Below are 16,793 nucleotides of genomic sequence, written 5' to 3' on the forward strand. Positions count from 1 at the left end.
CATGGAAAAGACAATTCCTTTTGCACTGTCAGCGCTTTTGTTTTCGTCGCCATTGCTGTTTACGTCTTCATTGATGGCGGCAGACAATAACGCGGAAAAAGGGCGTGAAATCGCTGAGAAAATGGATCAATCCTATTCTGGTTATGGCACTTCTAGTGCCGATGGAGAAATGGTGCTCTATTTGGGTAATCGCGAAGTGAAGCGCTCGTTTCGTAGCCTGACGTTGGAAGACTTAGATAACTCTCCCTCGGAATACAATGTGCTGGTGTTTGAATCCCCCGGTGACATGAGAGGCATTGCGCTGCTCACCCATGCGAGAACCGAGCCCGTTGACGATAACCAATGGTTGTATCTGCCCGCAGCGTCCCGTACTAAGCGTATTTCTAGCTCCAATGTTTCGGGGAAATTCGTGTCATCTGAGTTTTCTTATGAAGATCTCGCGAAACAGGAAGTGGATGAATACACCTACCAATGGCTCGCGACAGAGCCTTGTCCAAACAGTGGTTTGACGTGTGAGGTGATAGAAACCTATCCCAAAAACAAGAACTCGGGCTACACCAAACGCGTGATTTGGGTAGACACGGAAGAGAATCGGGCTCAGAAGGTTGTTTTCTACAATCGTCATGGTGTTCATGAAAAAACGCTACTGCTGTCAGATTATACTTTGCCGGATAACGGGCGTTGGCGTCCACTGACGCTGGATATGGAAAATGCGCTAAACGGCAGAAGAACGGTAATGAAGTGGTCGAATTATCAGTTTGGTGAAACGCTCAAAAAGAACGACTTTAAAAGCCAGCGATTACAGGCCCTGTCTCGCTAGCACTGGTGATTCGAAGGTTAGCAACAAGCAATAACTGACCTTTATTGCAGCAGTGCGTATCGACCAGGAAAATGGTGTTTTAATGGCCCATGTATTGGTCGATAAGTGCTTCGAGCTTGCTTTCTAGTGCGGTCTCAAAGTCGTCCAAACTATGATCCAAGCTCGAAAGGTATTTTGCGGCTTGGTCTTGGGTCATTTTCTTTCCGAGTACGTTGAACTGCATCTCAGGAAGACTTTTGTCATTTCGGGGTACAACATCAAGTGCGATGTGGTCGGTATTCAGTGCCTGCATCTCTTGCGTAATGTACTGACAGAAATCATCAATTTTGTCTGCGCCTTGTGGCCCCAAGCAGCCGGGTTCAAGGCGACAAATTACGCTTAATTTCATGTTGTCAGGTACTGAAGACGTGTTTCCCATACAAAAGGCTCCAAAGTGATTGTGTGCATACGGTTTAAAAAAGCATAAACCACAATCGGAAGCCATGCTGGTTTTGTCCATCGTTCACGTGCTTCAAGCACAGCGCCTTCGCGAGTAAGCAGAGCAAGATACGTGAATAGCGCGATGCAAGATCGGGGAGCGACCAGATCTTGGTGGGCACAACTATCAATTGGGAAGAAATGTGATTTCTGTTACACTTCTCGCCTCTCCAGTAAGTCGTGTTGATTACACTGGATTACCTAACACTAGGATTCGTTTTGACCAATAATGATATTTTGCGTCGTATTCGCTACGCGTTTGATTTTAAAGATAAAGCAGTCGTTGAAATTTTTGCTCTTGCTGACGTTACCGTGACGCAAGACCAAGTGGTTGCTTGGTTGAAGAAAGATGAAGACGCGGCGTTCGTTAAGATGAACGCTGTTGAACTGTCTTCGTTCTTGAACGGCCTGATCAACCTAAAACGCGGCAAGCGCGAAGGCGAACAACCTAAACCAGAAGCACGTTTGAGCAACAACATGGTGTTCCAAAAGCTTCGTATTGCGTTGAATCTTAAAGCCGAAGATATTTTAGACATCTTGGCGCTGGTGAACTTCAACATTAGCAAGCATGAACTGAGTGCGTTTTTCCGTAAGCCGGACAACAAGCATTACCGTGAATGTAAAGACCAGATTCTACGTAATTTCTTGACGGGTGTTCAGCGTCAACTGCGCCCAGACGATGTGACTGAATACGCTGAGTAATCGTGTGACCTTGTCATGAGAATCGCTGAGTAAACCGTTGGTATAACGTGGTGTTCAGCCAAAACAAAGCCCGACTCGTTCGGGCTTTGTTGTATCTGGGAGAGACTAAAGTGTTAGCGACAAATACGGGAGGTGCGATTAACGGTTCTTCGATGCAAACTGTTTGATGCTGCGTTTGCTGTTGCTGCGGCGATTGGCCTTTTTGTCTCGCGGAGCGCGTTTACGTTCACCCGTCGCGCTGGCTTCTGCGGGTTTGTCGGTCACAGGAAAACCATCCAATTCATTCAAGGCAAGCTCGCGGCCTGTGAGCTGACGAATTGCTGCTAGCGCGTCTTGTTCGCCGTGACATACCAATGACAAAGCAAGACCATTTTCACCTGCACGAGCGGTACGGCCTACGCGGTGTACGTAAACAGGGGCATTAGGCGGCAGATCAGCGTTGATCACCACAGGTAAGGCATCAATGTGAATACCGCGTGAAAGCAAATCGGTGGAGACCAGTACGGTGATATTTCCGGCTTTAAAGTCAGCCAACGTTTGTTCACGTGCGGCTTGGTCTTTGTCACCGTGCAGCGCTGCAACGGACACGCCCGCTTTGGCAACTTTTTTTGCTAAGGCATCAGCCGCATTACGCTCAGCCACAAACACCAGCACTTGCTTCCAGTCATGCTGCTTGATTAATGCAATTAGCGCCTGCGCTTTGCTGCCCTTGTTAACCAAATACACGCGCTCTTCAATCTCATCGACCACGCTGTTCTTTTCGTCTGCTTCGATACGAACAGGCTTAAATAGCAATGCCAACGCCGCAGATTCAAGGGCAACGGGAAGGGTGGCGGAAAACAGCAGGGTTTGTCGCTTGGGAGGCATGGCGGCGATGATGCGCTGCACATCTGGCCAGAATCCCATTTCTAATAGGCGATCGGCTTCATCTAGCACCAAATGTTTTACCCCAGAGAGTGTCACAAGGTTTTGATTGATGAAGTCCAGCAAGCGGCCGGGTGTGGCAACGATGACTTGAGGCTGCAAGGCAAGTGCGGCGATTTGCTGTTCTGGCTCAACACCACCACAAAGGGTAAGCACTTTGATACCTAGTGATGTGCTGACATCTTGAAGAGATTGCGCGACTTGCATTGCCAGCTCTCGCGTGGGTACAAGTACTACATTTTGAATGTTGGTGTTCTCGATGTCAGTGCGCTGGAGCAGTGGTAGGCCAAAAGCCAGTGTCTTACCGCTGCCCGTTTGGGCCATGGCAAGCATATCGCTTCCTGCAAGCGCTACGGGAATGGCCTCACGCTGTATTCGCGTTGGTGTAGATAAGTGGCTTGGCATTGCACTAAGCAAAGCAGGGGTCAGGTTCAGCGCAGAAAAGGTCATGGGCATTCACGTTTAGAAGTCAAAGTTTCAAGGCGCGGAGTCTACCAGTGTGTCGCGTGAAGTTGTACAGAAAAGCGGAGTGTGACCAAGGAAAATAGTCGCAAAAGGGTTATCTATCAGCGTTGCAATATTGAGGCTTTTTTGTGCAGATGGTTGTTTATTCGATAGCTTCTGATCTGTGATCTAGGTTGCATGGATGCAAACATAAATTGTTCAAAAAAATAGCCCTTGAAAATCGGAGGGAAAGGAGAGATTATCCGCGCCCTCCGTGTTTCTTACTCAGTGCTATTGTACTATGAACTTTACTCAGTTTGATTCGTTACCCCCTCCTCAGATTGCTGAAAGAGCGGCGGAAATTGGTGTTGCTAAGGCAACGAAAGATCCGGCGAAATCTTTTCTTCTGGCTATTTCTGCCGGTATTCATATCGGTATTGCATTTATCTTTTATACCACGGTTACCACGGGTGCGGGTGACATGCCTTGGGGCATGACACGCTTTGTCGGTGGGTTGGCGTTTAGCCTTGGCCTTATCCTAGTGATCATTACCGGTGGCGAGCTTTTCACAAGTTCGGTTCTCACTTTGGTGGCGCGAGCCAGTGGTAAGATTACCTGGAAAGCCTTATTTAAAAACTGGGCTGTGGTTTACGCAGGCAACCTCGTGGGGGCTGTTTTGCTGGTGGTTTGTATGCTCATTGCCAAACAGTACATGTTTGATGACGGGCAAGTTGGCATTAATGCCATGAAGATTGCAGAGCACAAGCTGCATCATGGTTTCTTGCAAGCTGTCGCGCTCGGCATTATGTGTAATGTGCTGGTGTGTATTGCGGTTTGGATGACCTATAGCGGTCGCACGCTAACGGACAAAATCGTGGTGATGATTTTACCTGTCGCCATGTTTGTTTCGGCGGGTTTCGAGCACTGCATTGCGAACATGTTCCAAGTGCCAATGGCGATCGGTATTAAGTATTTTGCACCAGAATCCTTTTGGCAGATGACAGGCACGAATATCGCTGATTTCGCTGACCTGAACATGATGACGTTTGTGGTTAACAACCTGATCCCTGTGACATTGGGTAACATTATCGGCGGCGGTTTGTTCGTGGGTATGTGGTATTGGATGATTTACCTGCGCGATTAATGGCGACGGGTTTATAGTCAAATTTTCTACCGTGCGCTAAACGGCGTGAACGGGGTAGGCCAATGGCAATTGCCATTGGCCTTTTTTGTTGCTCGAAGGTCGAGGTCGAAGCGACAAAAAGTGAAGAGATAGGGCGCTTTAGTTGCTTGAGCCGCTATCGTCTTTTTGCATTTGACACTCAGGGGCTTCTGAACCTTCTGGGCAGTCAGTCTTGGTTTCGCTGGCTAAAGCCATACCTGAAAATAAAACCGCAAACGCTAACATCATTGTTTTCAACATATTCATAGTTCGTTCTCCTTTTCCTGTGGAGTCTTGGGTTAAGTGTTTTGCTGCAGCCAGTACACTTTGGTTCAATAGGAAGGGGAGAATGTTAGCGTTCGGTAATGGTTGTGTTAGGCGAAAATGGAGTCCAACTAAATAGACATACGTTGATAAACTGTCCGAAAGGGGGCGTGGTGTTGACGACAAAAACTGGAAGCGGTGTTTAACATTTCTACTTGTAGCGTGAAGGGGGAGGGCATGATGAAGGTTGGCTTCTGCGTTGCAAAATGTTGTTCAGGAAAGGGTTACGGGGATGACTATTGATAAGACCGTAAGTGAAAGGAAAACGAATGTTGATTCAGTGTTCGAGGCAACATGAGATATTCACTCGACTTTGCTCTTTAAGCCATGCTGAGTGAATATCACACTAGATAGATGGGTGATTCAATTGAGCGCCATTCAGCTCTCCATGCTCAGCTCTCAATGCTCAGGTCTCGATAGATACGTCTTTGATGGGGGAGCTACAGCAACTCAGAATGTAGCCTTCTTCTATTTCTTCTTCACTGATCCCGCCGTTATGCTCCATGTTCACTTCACCAGACAGCAAGCGAACCTTACAGGATCCACAGATACCCATGCCGCACGCTTTGGGCACGTGAATTCCCAATTTGGCACTGGCAGCATGAATGGTTTCGCTCTCATTGACAGTGACCGACATACCTTCGTCAATGAATTCGACGGCAAACCCAGTGCTAGGTTGCTCATCGGCAATCAGTGCTTGTTCAGCGGACTCTTCTGCATCTTCAATCGCATCTGGTGGTGTTTCGCCGAAGCTCTCTTCATGGTAGCGACTCATGTCGTAACCAAGGTCGATCAGCATTGTGCGTACCGCTCGCATGTAAGGCTCAGGGCCACAGCAATACACTTCGCGTTGCAGCACGTCAGGGGCAATCAGTAGCAGCAGAGCTTGGGTGAGAAAGCCGCGGTAGCCATGCCAGCTCTCTCCAATGTCATAGCGTTCGCAAATGATGCTGAGTTCGAAGTTATCAATGCGTGACGCGATCAATTCGAGTTCTTTAAGGAAGATAATGTCTTTGGGGGTTTGGGCGCTGTGAACAAACTTCATGTTAACCGCGCCGTTGGTGTCATACCACCAACGCGCCATCGACATCACGGGGGTTATCCCGACGCCCCCGGAAAGGAACAAGGCCTTGTCGGTGGGGAAATCAATACAGTTGAAGTTCCCAATAGGGCCATGTACCGCCAGTTCGTCGTCGACGCGTAAATTGTCGTGTAGCCAATTAGAGACTTGCCCGTTTTTGACCCGTTTTACGGTAATCGAGAAGCTATAGGGAACAGAGGGTGACGAAGACATGGTGTAACTGCGCATGACTTGCTCGTCATCGATGAGCAACTCTAAGGTGACAAATTGCCCTGGCTTAAAGAAGAGCAGCATGGGTGTTTGGCTGACAAAGCAGAAGGTTTTAACGTCATGAGTTTCTTGAATGATTTTGACACAGCGCACCAAATGGCGCCCGTTAGACCACGTTTGGGTGCTTACTGGGTTGAGGCTATTCTCTACGTTTGTGTCCATTTCACTCATTGCCATCGTCCCCAAGTTGCGCGTGCTATTCGCGAGTCATCATCCATCTGTTGTCGCTGCTCAATCTATGATCGAAGCATGTCATTGAACACGTGATAGAAATATGACGATCACGCGTTCAACATGCGAGTCAGCTACAACAGATTTTGGGTTGATTTTCGCCATGCGAATTACGCAAACACGACATCGACATGCCTTAAATGACCACGGCTATCCCAAGTTTTCTTTCAGGCGCTCACAGTACCAATTGACGAAATTTATCACGCCAAACTCAAAGGTCTTCGAATAAGGGCCGGGACGATAAGCCACTGAGTTAACACCGCGTTGGTTATTTTCCGCTAAGGATCGGTCTTGCGCATTGGTGGCGGTCCAAACCGCACTGAGGTTTTCTGGATCGTAATCGACGCCTTCGACGGCATCTTTGTGTACCAGCCAACGAGTGACGACGCGGGTCTCTTGTGGGCTCACAGGAATGATTTGAAATGCAATCAGGTTGTCGCTCATGCCGTGATTCCATGAGTTGGGCAGGTGCAGTATACGCAGTGCACCAAGATCAGGAATGGGGACTCTGCCGAGTAACTTTTTACTCGCGACTTGCCCGTCCAATGTCATGGAGTGAGTGCCTGCTTTCAATGGTGTCCTTACAATTCGGCTGCGGTTGTTATAAGTGCCGGTAAATAGGTAAGGGATGTCGATACCATCCCAAAGCGCTTGTTTTTCTGCGACTAACGCTTTGAATTCTGGTGTTGAACGTGGATCGTTGTTGTCATCCCACTCAAGTAACGATGCTAACAACTCAGGGTGTGATCCTTCGCAGTGGTAACACTCTCGGTTATTTTCGACTACCAATTTCCAATTGGCTTTTTCGATGATCTCGCTTTGAACCGCTATCTTGGTGTTGTCCATGTCGAAAGGTTCTAGGTAGTGATTTAAATCATCGAGAAACTCTTGAATTGGCGGTGGGTTATCTGACAAGCACACGAAGATGTAGCCACCCGCTGATTTGCATTGCACTGGGTGAAGATTGAATTGTGTTCTATCGAAATCATCACCCATGTCAGAAGCGTAAACGAGCGAACCATCCAAATCGTATGCCCACTGGTGGTAAGGACAAACCAATTTGGGTGATTTTCCTTTGCTCGCCAAGCATATCTTTGAGCCGCGATGGCGGCAGACATTATGGAAGGCACTAATTTCATTCTTGTTGTCGCGAACGATCAAGATAGGGTTGTTACCGATCTCTAGGGTGAAAAAACTGCCTTTTTTAGGGAGTTCACACGTCATCCCAGCGAATATCCACTCTTTACCAAAGATCTCTTCCATGTCGATGCGAAACAGCTCTGGGTTGTTATAAAAGGGCTGTTCTAGCGTGTAGTCAGGAATACGTCGCTCGAGCATGGTTTTCACCATTTCTCTATCAATCGGTGCAGCATCGAGATTCTTTACGGGAAGTTGACTCATGGCCCTTTCCTTACTTCAACAGTCACAAAACGTTTTTCGGCTTCTTGCCATCGCTTTCAAACCCCAAATCCTACAGGTCTCATTGGGAACAAAATCAGCGCGGGGCTAGCGGCGCATATACGTCGAATAATGGCGCGTTTGAAATAAGGGTATTTATGTAATTACGACGTTTTACGCGCCATTTTACGACGGTAATGCTGGTTGCTCTGAAAGATGCGGTTAGGTAGCAACGCATGCCTCAAGCTGCTGAGGTCAAGAGTCATCAGATAAATGAATCTGCGTGTTGCATTGTTTATTAATGAAAGTGGTTTCATTTTCTGCGCTATAAATATTTCACTCATTAGTGTCGCATTTATAAAAATATCGTATTTAAGTTATATTTTTAACATGTCTGACCTCTTTAAAATTAATGAATGGGATCACGATCAACATTGTTGGCTTATTGCGTCGACTAGGCTATTTCAAACCCGTTTTCGAATCGCGTATTTAAAAAGGCGAATTTGGAATTCTAAAATAAAAGGACGGTTTTAAATGAAGAAGTTTATCGCAATGTTATCGCTCGCGGCTGCCTCTCTTTCTATGCCTACGTTTGCCGCTATTGGTCAATACCCTGTTGTGTTGGTTCATGGCTTAAACCCTTCTCAACTGCAGTCTAGACCTGATGCGACAGAGGTTAGGGCTGATGGCGAGGAGTATTGGCAGGAGTATTGGCTTGCTCATGCAGACGTGCGCATAGATTGGCCTTCTCATGAGCGTATTGCTGGGAAAATAGCCAGTGATTATGTTTGGCCGAAATTAAAACAACTAGCACAAAGTAATACCTGTATTAATGGTTGTGTTTTTGTCACGCATTCAACAGGAGACTTGGTTACTCGTTATATTTTAGACAATCAAGAAAACTGGCTTTTAAACGCTGGCTTAACGCCTATTAATATTATTTCTACGTTTGATTTTGCTGGTGCTGGTGGTGGTTCTGAACTTGCAGATATGGCGGTAAATATTGCAGAAGGTGGCGGTGTTTTAAACGCATCATTAAGATTGGCTATCTCGCTTTGGTTGGGTGATATTCCCAATAGCAACAATGTTGGTGTGCTAAACGATCTAAAAGTGGCGAATGCTCGCCAGATCGCTCCGTTTCCGGATGGCAGAGTGCCGCGAGTGCGCTTTGTTGGGGATGATTCTGAATACTTTGGGTTAACTTCACCGTTCTTACCGGGACACGATGATGGCGTCGTGTCTTCACATTCTTCTTGTGGTGCGAGTCGCTCTGGTAGCTTTGGTAGTTGTTCCACCTCCGTCGCGTTTGATGGAAAAGTGACTTATCAGTCAAATGGTGTATCCAGTTTTATGCCGCGTCATTACCCGATGATGATGGGAAGCGGGTATGGTCATGGTGAACTGATTGGCGATAGTCATGAAGGGAAAGTGACGACAGCGCGAAGCAGCCTGAACTTAGCGAATGGTCAGACGATTTCCGTGGGTACCTACGATCAATGGTCGTGGTGGACATGGTCGACTTATCGCTATGTGAATGACTCGGATGATCTCACCATGTCCGAATTAGTGACTGATCTACTCTAACGCTAAGCCCAAGTACCGCAGGGGTGCTTGGGCAGAGTAACCATGCCACTGGCGAGTCACATGGCTTTTAGTTGTCAGGCTTCTAGTCGCCTAAGTGCGGAACACTCGTTAAGTCAAAGGAATTCCAAATGAAGTCAAGTAAGGTGCTCATGGTGGTGCTAAGTGTCGGAGTTGTTGGTTTGGCTGTGTGGCTCATGTTCGTCGATCAACCCTCGCCTAATGCGGCGGTTGTGCATGAAAAAACTATAGAAGAAAAAACCGTGACATCTGCTTCGACGCCTGTTTTGCCGCCTAATCCAAACCGCGGCGCGCCTTCTTTGGCTAAGCAAGCGCCTAAGGGAGAAGACGTGGTGGTGTCAGAAGAAATGGCGGTGCAGTTTTCTCGTATAGCACAAACTTTTGAGAGTGAATTGGATTTCCCTCCGTATTCGCAGCCAATCTTGGATTCTGCGAGTCCCTATCTTTCGCCTAACCACTTTTCTGTCGTGGAAATGCCTGTGTTGGATGGCACTGATTCAGCCGCATTGGTGATGGACAAATACCGTTATTTTTTTCCTGAGCCACTTTCTTTTAAGGTAAAGAGTGGGTTGGCTGTCGAGAGCATGTCATTCTCGCTTATTGACACGGAAACACGCTCGGTTGTTGCGACAGGAACCAGTGAGAATCAACGTGGAGAACTGTTTGCGAAGGACAGTTGGCCAGCCAATGTTCGCCTCCGAGTTGTGGTTGAATTTGAGAGTGGAACCGATGTTTTGACTGCGGATATCAATTATCAAAACCCAGTGGCTTATGTGTTGTCACTGCAACCTTCCTATGTGGCTGGCGCAGATTGGGTGCTCCCATTGGATGTTGATGCCAAGCTGGAGGGGTTATATCGACTTCGAGCAAACCTTTATCAAAGTGATGGAATTCCGGTGGCGGTGCTTGTCAGCAAGCAGCGGCTCACGCTTGGGGAAAATGTGATGGATTTGAAAGCCCATCAGTCAGTTTTTGGCGGAATGAAGGGAGAATACCAACTCCGAGATCTTCAACTGGAGCGCATGTCCGGATTTCCCGGAGAGGATACCCGTTACGGTGTATCGGTTCTTTCTGTGATTGAATTGGGCGAATTTGATGCTGGGGACTTGTCGGGTGACGCCTATGAACCGTCAGAGCAAGAGCAGCAGCAACTACTCTTCTTAAAAAGTCTCGCGGGAGAGGTGTGACACTGTATAAATATATTTACAGTCGTGTGCGTGAATCTTTCCGTTGGGAATTGTCGTTACATCCGTTTGTTTCATGGTGATTTCACAATAAGCGTGATATACATCTCGTCGAAATTATTGTTGTCCAATTTTCTGACTTAATTTTCAGTAAGCTCTTGCTTTGTAGCACGTTTGTAATGTGTGTTTGTGGCAAGGGATATAGACATTGGCCCCCTTTTTTTTGCTGATAACAGCAAGTTCCGCAAGGTTTTCAAAAGCAATGAAGCCAAATAAACAGGATGTGGTGTACTACCTCGTTTTGCTTTGTGTGCCATTATTTTTTTGTGTCGCATCAGGACTGTACTTGTCCAAACTATCGGTTGACCATCATGCCAAAGACTTTGGCCAATTCTATTTGCAGATACTTGGACGCAAGGCCGATGTCTTGTCTGCTCAAGTAGGGGTTGCTTTAAGTCAGCCTGAGAAATGTGAAGAAATTGATTCTCGAATGGCGATGTGGCGTTATATTGACGACTACGCAACGGTCAAAGATGGCGACATACTGTGCCAATCCAACCCACTAATTGATTGGGGTAGCAGCAAGTTTTCGGCAAAAACACTGGAACCGGGCTTACACCATTACCTTAAAAAGTCATCAGATAGTACCGCTGATATTGTTCTAATGATTGTCACTGAGAAAACTAGCAGTGGTCAGGGTTTTGCGGTGCTGACGGAGCAAGCTTTTCATGAGTATCTTGATCTTGTCCCTTCTTCGCGATACAGCAAATTAACTATCTGGATTGGTGACACGGCAATCGTGGGAAGACGCCATGCTGATCAAGTTATCGCCAATTCTGTGGAGTCAGGTGATCATAATATTAGTATTGGTGCACTGGCGTCGGATACCTACGTCAATACAACGATGGCGATGTTTGTTTTATCAAGCATACCCGTTGCGCTTATGATATCGCTGATGGCTCATTTTCTGATTTGCTATTTTGCACCACGTCTGTCATTGGCAGACGATATTAAGCGCGGCTTGGATCGTAAAGAGTTTTACCTGCAATATCAGCCGATTTATGGCAATGATAATAAACTGCATGGATTCGAAGCATTGGCGCGTTGGCAGCATCCTAAGATGGGTAACGTTAGCCCAGAAATCTTTATTCCAGAAATCGAAAATCAACAACTGAGTATGTTGTTCACCCGCTATGTATTTGAGCGTGTGGTACAAGATATTGGCCCGCTTAATTTGACCAAGCCCTATCATTTGGGGGTGAATGTGCCGCCGTCGTTTATGTGCAGTGACGAACTCGATACAACGTTGAAGTCGACACTGGAGGCATTTCAGCGCGTGAACTTATTGTTGACCTTGGAAGTGACCGAGCGACAGTTATTGGACGAAGAAGCGATTAGGCATATTTATGCGGTTCGTCAGCTTGGTATTCGCGTTGCGATTGATGATTTTGGGGTAGGGCATACGTCATTATCTATGTTGCAACGCGTGCATTTTGATTATTTGAAAATTGATAAGTGCTTTGTTGATACCGTGGGGGTCGATTCGATTAACGCACCCGTGTTGGAATCAATCATAGAGCTCGCGCATCGCCTAAATGTAAACATTGTGGCGGAAGGTGTTGAAAAAATTGAACAATCCTCCTTTTTATCAGCACGAGGTTGTCAGTTCCAACAAGGCTATTTGCATGACAGACCCTTGTCGATTGAAACCATAAGTTCACGCTTTGTTTTTGGTTAACGACTGATATTGTTCTAAACGGATTGAAAGGTTGTTCTGGACTGATCGATTGATTGAAAAGAAGACGAGCGTTATAGCTCGTCTTTTTTATTTTCCGTGCTCCTACCGTATTGATGTTGTTAGTTGGGGACATGCAGTTCAGTGGATGGGGGATGGATTTCGACACATACTGAATTTAGGGCGCGTTAACATCGGTAACAACACAGAGATTTAGGTTAGTTATTGGAAATATAAGCTATTCTTTTTAATGGTATTAACGATTTAAACTGAGAATAGTGTTTGGAAGCAATTAAGCAAACTGAATCCATTTCCATTGAGCATCAATGGCAAGCAGAGTTGGTGGGAACAGAAATGTTCTGGGCCGACTTGCTTGATGATGAGCGATTTGCTGACGAATCCGGTAGCATGAGTCAATATGTTGTTGATTATCGTGCTAATTTAAAAGACCACATTGTTAATGTTATTGCTAAGCCTCGTGTATTTCTATTCGGACTTCGCGAAAAAGTCCGTTTCAATTACTTCCGCCAACCTAGTTATAACTTTCTGACCAAGAAAACCAAGTTTCATTTGTTTGTGGGTGTGAAAGCCAAACCTGTGACAATCTCCATTAAACTCAGCGATTTTTTCTTTAAAGATCTCCCTAGGCCAAAAATCATTCTTGAGCCTCACTTTGTGACTTTGATGAAAAGTCAGGCGGATAACGTCACCTTGTCTGTGCACGATTTTCTTTCAACGGTTGGGGCTGATCTCGGGTTTCAATGTGACGTGATTGCGACTGGGAGTAGCTTGTCGCCATATTGGGGGGAAATAGAGGATAAGAGTCAGAGTCTAACGGCCTTTTTTAATGAAGCGAAAAGGTACGAGGCGAAAGGGAAAGATTTGGTGGTATACCTAAATGACTATCAACTGAGTACGACAAGCAGTTTGTTGAGCAATGCTGTTGTGGATGAAAATATTGACGGTCTTTTTGAGCAACCCTTTGATGGTATATCTGATAAGGAAGAGCCTGATGAAGATGCGAACAACGAGAGCTTGGAGATGGATGCGCATCAACTGTTGATGCTTTCCCGATGCTTCACGCTCTATTTTCTTGGCCGAGACGTGAGAAATTCAGTGATGATAAAAAACGCTGAGAATAACCTTTCTCGATACATGAAAAGGATGTCGGTATCCCTTATCGATATTGATCATGCTTACCTCAGTGAAGGTGATTACATAAACCTTGGTTCACAAGAAATTCCACACTCATCTTCACATGTTTTTTCTATTGAACAAGAGCAGGGCAAGTTGTCTATGGAAAAGCCTACCGAGTGATCGATAGGCTGATGAGTTCTAGACAAACTGTGGTTGGTATTCTTGCAACGCCTTTTCGAGCATCGCAACACCACGAGGTAAATCTGCTTCGCTATTTAGCCCTTGAATGGTTGATCCCAATGCGTGAATCGTGCGGAATATGTTATGCACGCGACATTGCTCTCCCATCTGTCCAACGCGGATGATATTCAAACCAAATGAGCCGGAAATCTCTACCTTAAAGTCGTGAGAGATGCGCGTCAGGATCGCCTTTTGATCAAGGCCATTGGGTACGTTAATACCTACCACTGAGTTTAAACGCGAAGGCTTGTCAGCGAACAAAGACAACCCTAATCCTTCGATGCCAGCCTGCAGGGCGAGGGAGCATCTCAAGTGTCGGTCAAATCGGCGCGGTAACGTTTCTTCGCAAACAAGACGCAGGGCTTCATGTATCGCCATGATGCCGGAAACTGGAGCGGTGTAGTGGTAAGAGCTTTGGTACCAGAACTGGTCCGCGAGCTTGGCGTCTAAACACCAGTGACGCAATGTGTCTTGTCTCGCCGTTATTTTGTCCCATGCATCTTCGGAAAACGCCACAAGCGATACACCAGGAATACAACTTAAGCCTTTTTGACCACCGGTAATGACTGCATCAACACCCCATTCATCCATATAAAGGGGCATGGTACTGAGCGTACATACCGCATCGACGATCACTAAACATCCCGCGGCTTTCGCTGCACGGCAAATGTCTGGTAGAGCGCCATTGCAGACGGTGTTTGAGGTTTCACCTTGGACGATGGTCAGGACTTTCGGGGCATGCTCTGCAATCGCTTTGGCAACGTGAATGGGGTCTGCAGCCTGTCCTTCTTCAATGATCAGACGCGTTACATTGCCTTCAACGCGTGAAGACATTTCGGATAAACGGTTGCTGAAAAAACCATTACAAACCGACAGTACGTTATCACCAGGTGCAACCAAATTAGCAATGGCCATTTCCATGGCGGCAGAACCAGGGCCAGCAACACCTAAAATGTGTGATGACTCGGTTTGGAAAACATAGCGCGACATCGCTTTCACCTGCTCGATGATACGAGACATGGTTTCACCAAGGTGATTGATGACGATGCCATTGGCGGCGGCCACTTTGGCTGGAATGGGTACTGGGCCCGCCCCCATCATTAGCAGTGGTTCATCTGGCAATATGGTATCTAATGATTCTACGATTGGGGCGGAAATGCGCACGCAGTAACTCCTGTTGAATGAAACGTCCATGTATCACTTTCAGCAAACACAGCTTGGTGAGCGAGTGGTATCGACACCAAGTATCTTGAGATTGCTTGGGTATAAGGCATCTTAAAACAGCCGCTCACGGATTGCGAGTTGGGCAGGGAGTACAGAGATGATTAAGTGGAAAATGGACGTCATCACCCGTTTCGTCTTCATTATGCATGGAAATGGTGAATTTCCCTTGGATGCTTCGCATTATGAATTTGATTGCATTCTCTTTGATAGCACAGGTGTCAAAGGATGAGCTGATTACACTATACCCACACAACCTGAATCCTGCATCTTGAGGTTGTTTGGGTATAGAGGGCAGGTTCACTCGCGCTGACATTAAGTGGTAGGAGGCTCGATGCAAATGGTCTGGTTAGACACAGTAATAGGCTTACTATGGGGCTTCTGGCTTGCCATGTATTTGGATAGATTTTATGCCAAGCAAGTGACAGCCGTTCACTTGTGTGTCTTTGTGTTTGTTCAAAAGAGTTTTAAAACCAACAGAGCCTTGGGGTCTTTCATTAATCTGTCGGTGCTTTGCCTGTTTTTGATGGCAGCGTCAGCGTTGATCGGACACTTTGTGGAAAGTTGGGGACTGTTTGTGTTGGGTTGGATCTTGGGTTATGGCATTTATCTCCTACGTTTTTCGCAACCCAAACCGGATGTTCAGCGACGGGTTTGATGTTTCGCGAAAGTGGCTAAACTGCAGCCTTTAACCACGCCTATTGAAGCTGTTTGGGTATAGAAGTCATCCAATTGACATCAAAATTGGCAAATTGTCGCTTTTGACCTTGACCCTAGCAGGGTTTTCCTCGATAACGCAGTTAGATGATTTTACCTTTTATACAGCGCTGATATGGATACTGATCTACTACGCACATTTTTGGAAGTGAACAAAACTCGCCATTTCGGTAAAGCGGCGACGAATCTCTATCTGACGCAATCGGCAGTGAGTTTTCGTATCCGTCAGCTTGAAATTAAATTGGGTACGCCTGTTTTCACACGTAAACGTGGTGATTTACGTTTGACGTCGGCGGGTGAGCGTTTTGTTCCTTATGCTGAAAACATTCTACAAACGTGGGGACGCGCCCGTCAGGATGTCGCGCTAACTGACTCTTACCAGCAGCAACTTACGGTTGGAGCAACATCCCTAATTTGGGAACTGGAAAGTAGCAGTGATTGGCTTGAGCAGGTGCAAATAGTGCAGCCTGAATGGGCATTGCGCACAGAGTCTTTGAGTCGCCAGCAAATCTCTAATGCGTTGTTAGAAAAGTTAGTGGACGTGGTCTTGACCAGTGAGCCCCCTAAATTGGCGGACTTACAGCAACAACGTGTGACGAACTTTGAGCTGATCTTGGTATCTAGTGAACCTGACCAAGACATGGAGAGTATTGCGGAATTACCTCTTGTTTATTTGGACTGGGGAACGCGCTTTGGTGTCGAACACAGTCGTATCCCTTCGCTACAACGCACACCAGTGCTTCATAGTCACGGGTGTCAGCCTGCTTTAACCTTTTTGTTGAAACGCGGTGGCGTGGGCTTTTTACCGTCAACGGTGGCAAAACCTTGGATCGAATCGGGTCAGTTGTATCGTGTTGAAGATAGCCCTTCGATGGCGAATGAGTTGTTTATGGTCTGGTTGTCTGGCAACGACAAGCATGATGACATTGAAGAACTTGTGTCGTTGATGACCGCTTAGCAGGTAATTGTCGCTGTTTTGTTTCGGTTGTATTTGACCCTGTTATCGACGCACGATAGCAGGGTGCTATGCCATACACCTTCCATCGTTTTCCTTCGCTCTCCTCTTTACCGATCTTCTTTGCCCTCTGCGTCCTCATCGTCAGTTCGTCCTAGCTAGTGACATC

General features: G+C 46.6%; 15 protein-coding genes. 9 read left to right on the plus strand and 6 right to left on the minus strand.

All coding sequences use genetic code 11. The features are described 5' to 3' along the window. The first annotated feature begins 1 nt into the window (after position 1). Positions 2-820, plus strand: coding sequence for an outer membrane lipoprotein-sorting protein (locus LRP50_RS13915; protein WP_274165068.1), 819 nt, complete (start codon positions 2-4; stop codon positions 818-820). A 79-nt stretch (positions 821-899) separates the two neighbouring features. Here the strand turns inward: LRP50_RS13915 and LRP50_RS13920 are convergent, their stop codons facing one another. Then, positions 900-1,238: a hypothetical protein gene (locus LRP50_RS13920; protein ID WP_274165069.1), complete on the minus strand. Its 339-nt coding sequence runs from the start codon at positions 1,236-1,238 to the stop codon at positions 900-902. Positions 1,239-1,516: 278 nt separating this feature from the next. Here LRP50_RS13920 and LRP50_RS13925 point away from each other — a divergent pair, with 278 nt between their 5' ends. Then, positions 1,517-1,999, plus strand: coding sequence for a YehS family protein (locus LRP50_RS13925; protein ID WP_274165070.1), 483 nt, complete (start codon positions 1,517-1,519; stop codon positions 1,997-1,999). A 138-nt stretch (positions 2,000-2,137) separates the two neighbouring features. Here the strand turns inward: LRP50_RS13925 and LRP50_RS13930 are convergent, their stop codons facing one another. Then, positions 2,138-3,373 carry a DEAD/DEAH box helicase gene (locus LRP50_RS13930; protein ID WP_274165071.1) on the minus strand — a complete coding sequence of 412 codons (1,236 nt, stop codon included), beginning with the start codon at positions 3,371-3,373 and terminating at the stop codon, positions 2,138-2,140. A gap of 295 nt (positions 3,374-3,668) precedes the next feature. On the opposite strand from LRP50_RS13930, the gene focA reads away from it, so the two are divergent. Then, positions 3,669-4,511 (plus strand): formate transporter FocA, encoded by an 843-nt coding sequence (gene focA, locus LRP50_RS13935; RefSeq protein ID WP_274165072.1) that lies wholly within the window; start codon positions 3,669-3,671, stop codon positions 4,509-4,511. Positions 4,512-4,649: 138 nt separating this feature from the next. On the opposite strand, the gene LRP50_RS13940 is transcribed toward focA, so the two are convergent. The 3 genes from LRP50_RS13940 to LRP50_RS13950 form a co-directional block, all read right to left on the minus strand. Beyond that, positions 4,650-4,796, minus strand: coding sequence for a hypothetical protein (locus tag LRP50_RS13940; RefSeq protein WP_274165073.1), 147 nt, complete (start codon positions 4,794-4,796; stop codon positions 4,650-4,652). 463 nt (positions 4,797-5,259) lie between these two features. Continuing rightward, positions 5,260-6,375 (minus strand): FAD-binding oxidoreductase, encoded by a 1,116-nt coding sequence (locus LRP50_RS13945; RefSeq protein ID WP_274165074.1) that lies wholly within the window; start codon positions 6,373-6,375, stop codon positions 5,260-5,262. Positions 6,376-6,585: 210 nt separating this feature from the next. Then, complete coding sequence (locus LRP50_RS13950; protein WP_274165075.1) at positions 6,586-7,836, minus strand: aromatic ring-hydroxylating oxygenase subunit alpha; 1,251 nt, start codon at positions 7,834-7,836, stop codon at positions 6,586-6,588. A gap of 531 nt (positions 7,837-8,367) precedes the next feature. Between LRP50_RS13950 and LRP50_RS13955 the strand changes: the two genes are divergently transcribed. The 4 genes from LRP50_RS13955 (at position 8,368) to LRP50_RS13970 (ending at position 13,671) form a co-directional block, all read left to right on the plus strand. After that, positions 8,368-9,417: a hypothetical protein gene (locus LRP50_RS13955; RefSeq protein WP_274165076.1), complete on the plus strand. Its 1,050-nt coding sequence runs from the start codon at positions 8,368-8,370 to the stop codon at positions 9,415-9,417. A 128-nt stretch (positions 9,418-9,545) separates the two neighbouring features. Beyond that, positions 9,546-10,622, plus strand: coding sequence for a hypothetical protein (locus tag LRP50_RS13960; protein WP_274165077.1), 1,077 nt, complete (start codon positions 9,546-9,548; stop codon positions 10,620-10,622). Between the two features lie 259 nt (positions 10,623-10,881). Further along, complete coding sequence (locus LRP50_RS13965) at positions 10,882-12,357, plus strand: EAL domain-containing protein (RefSeq protein ID WP_274165078.1); 1,476 nt, start codon at positions 10,882-10,884, stop codon at positions 12,355-12,357. A 279-nt stretch (positions 12,358-12,636) separates the two neighbouring features. Next, positions 12,637-13,671 carry a hypothetical protein gene (locus LRP50_RS13970; RefSeq protein WP_274165079.1) on the plus strand — a complete coding sequence of 345 codons (1,035 nt, stop codon included), beginning with the start codon at positions 12,637-12,639 and terminating at the stop codon, positions 13,669-13,671. 18 nt (positions 13,672-13,689) lie between these two features. On the opposite strand, the gene LRP50_RS13975 is transcribed toward LRP50_RS13970, so the two are convergent. Next, a complete protein-coding gene (locus LRP50_RS13975; protein ID WP_274165080.1) occupies positions 13,690-14,895 on the minus strand; it encodes a pyridoxal-phosphate-dependent aminotransferase family protein in 1,206 nt (401 codons plus the stop codon). Positions 14,896-15,286: 391 nt separating this feature from the next. Here LRP50_RS13975 and LRP50_RS13980 point away from each other — a divergent pair, with 391 nt between their 5' ends. Together LRP50_RS13980 and LRP50_RS13985 are read left to right on the plus strand one after the other, a co-directional pair. Then, positions 15,287-15,610: a hypothetical protein gene (locus LRP50_RS13980; protein WP_274165081.1), complete on the plus strand. Its 324-nt coding sequence runs from the start codon at positions 15,287-15,289 to the stop codon at positions 15,608-15,610. A gap of 174 nt (positions 15,611-15,784) precedes the next feature. Further along, positions 15,785-16,627, plus strand: coding sequence for a LysR family transcriptional regulator (locus tag LRP50_RS13985; RefSeq protein WP_274165082.1), 843 nt, complete (start codon positions 15,785-15,787; stop codon positions 16,625-16,627). Positions 16,628-16,793: the final 166 nt, after the last annotated feature.

Source organism: Enterovibrio gelatinilyticus, assembly GCF_028683095.1.
Taxonomy (GTDB): domain Bacteria; phylum Pseudomonadota; class Gammaproteobacteria; order Enterobacterales; family Vibrionaceae; genus Enterovibrio; species Enterovibrio gelatinilyticus.

Bases quoted from the DNA above. Each gene is read 5' to 3' on its own strand.
- LRP50_RS13915 (WP_274165068.1), top strand. From the start codon at position 2: ATGGAAAAGACAATTCCTTTTGCACTGTCAGCGCTTTTGTTTTCGTCG.
- LRP50_RS13965 (WP_274165078.1), top strand. From the start codon at position 10,882: ATGAAGCCAAATAAACAGGATGTGGTGTACTACCTCGTTTTGCTTTGT.
- LRP50_RS13955 (WP_274165076.1), top strand. From the start codon at position 8,368: ATGAAGAAGTTTATCGCAATGTTATCGCTCGCGGCTGCCTCTCTTTCT.
- LRP50_RS13940 (WP_274165073.1), bottom strand. From the start codon at position 4,796: ATGAATATGTTGAAAACAATGATGTTAGCGTTTGCGGTTTTATTTTCA.
- LRP50_RS13930 (WP_274165071.1), bottom strand. From the start codon at position 3,373: ATGACCTTTTCTGCGCTGAACCTGACCCCTGCTTTGCTTAGTGCAATG.
- LRP50_RS13950 (WP_274165075.1), bottom strand. From the start codon at position 7,836: ATGAGTCAACTTCCCGTAAAGAATCTCGATGCTGCACCGATTGATAGA.
- LRP50_RS13920 (WP_274165069.1), bottom strand. From the start codon at position 1,238: ATGGGAAACACGTCTTCAGTACCTGACAACATGAAATTAAGCGTAATT.
- LRP50_RS13960 (WP_274165077.1), top strand. From the start codon at position 9,546: ATGAAGTCAAGTAAGGTGCTCATGGTGGTGCTAAGTGTCGGAGTTGTT.
- LRP50_RS13985 (WP_274165082.1), top strand. From the start codon at position 15,785: ATGGATACTGATCTACTACGCACATTTTTGGAAGTGAACAAAACTCGC.
- LRP50_RS13980 (WP_274165081.1), top strand. From the start codon at position 15,287: ATGCAAATGGTCTGGTTAGACACAGTAATAGGCTTACTATGGGGCTTC.
- LRP50_RS13945 (WP_274165074.1), bottom strand. From the start codon at position 6,375: ATGAGTGAAATGGACACAAACGTAGAGAATAGCCTCAACCCAGTAAGC.
- focA (WP_274165072.1), top strand. From the start codon at position 3,669: ATGAACTTTACTCAGTTTGATTCGTTACCCCCTCCTCAGATTGCTGAA.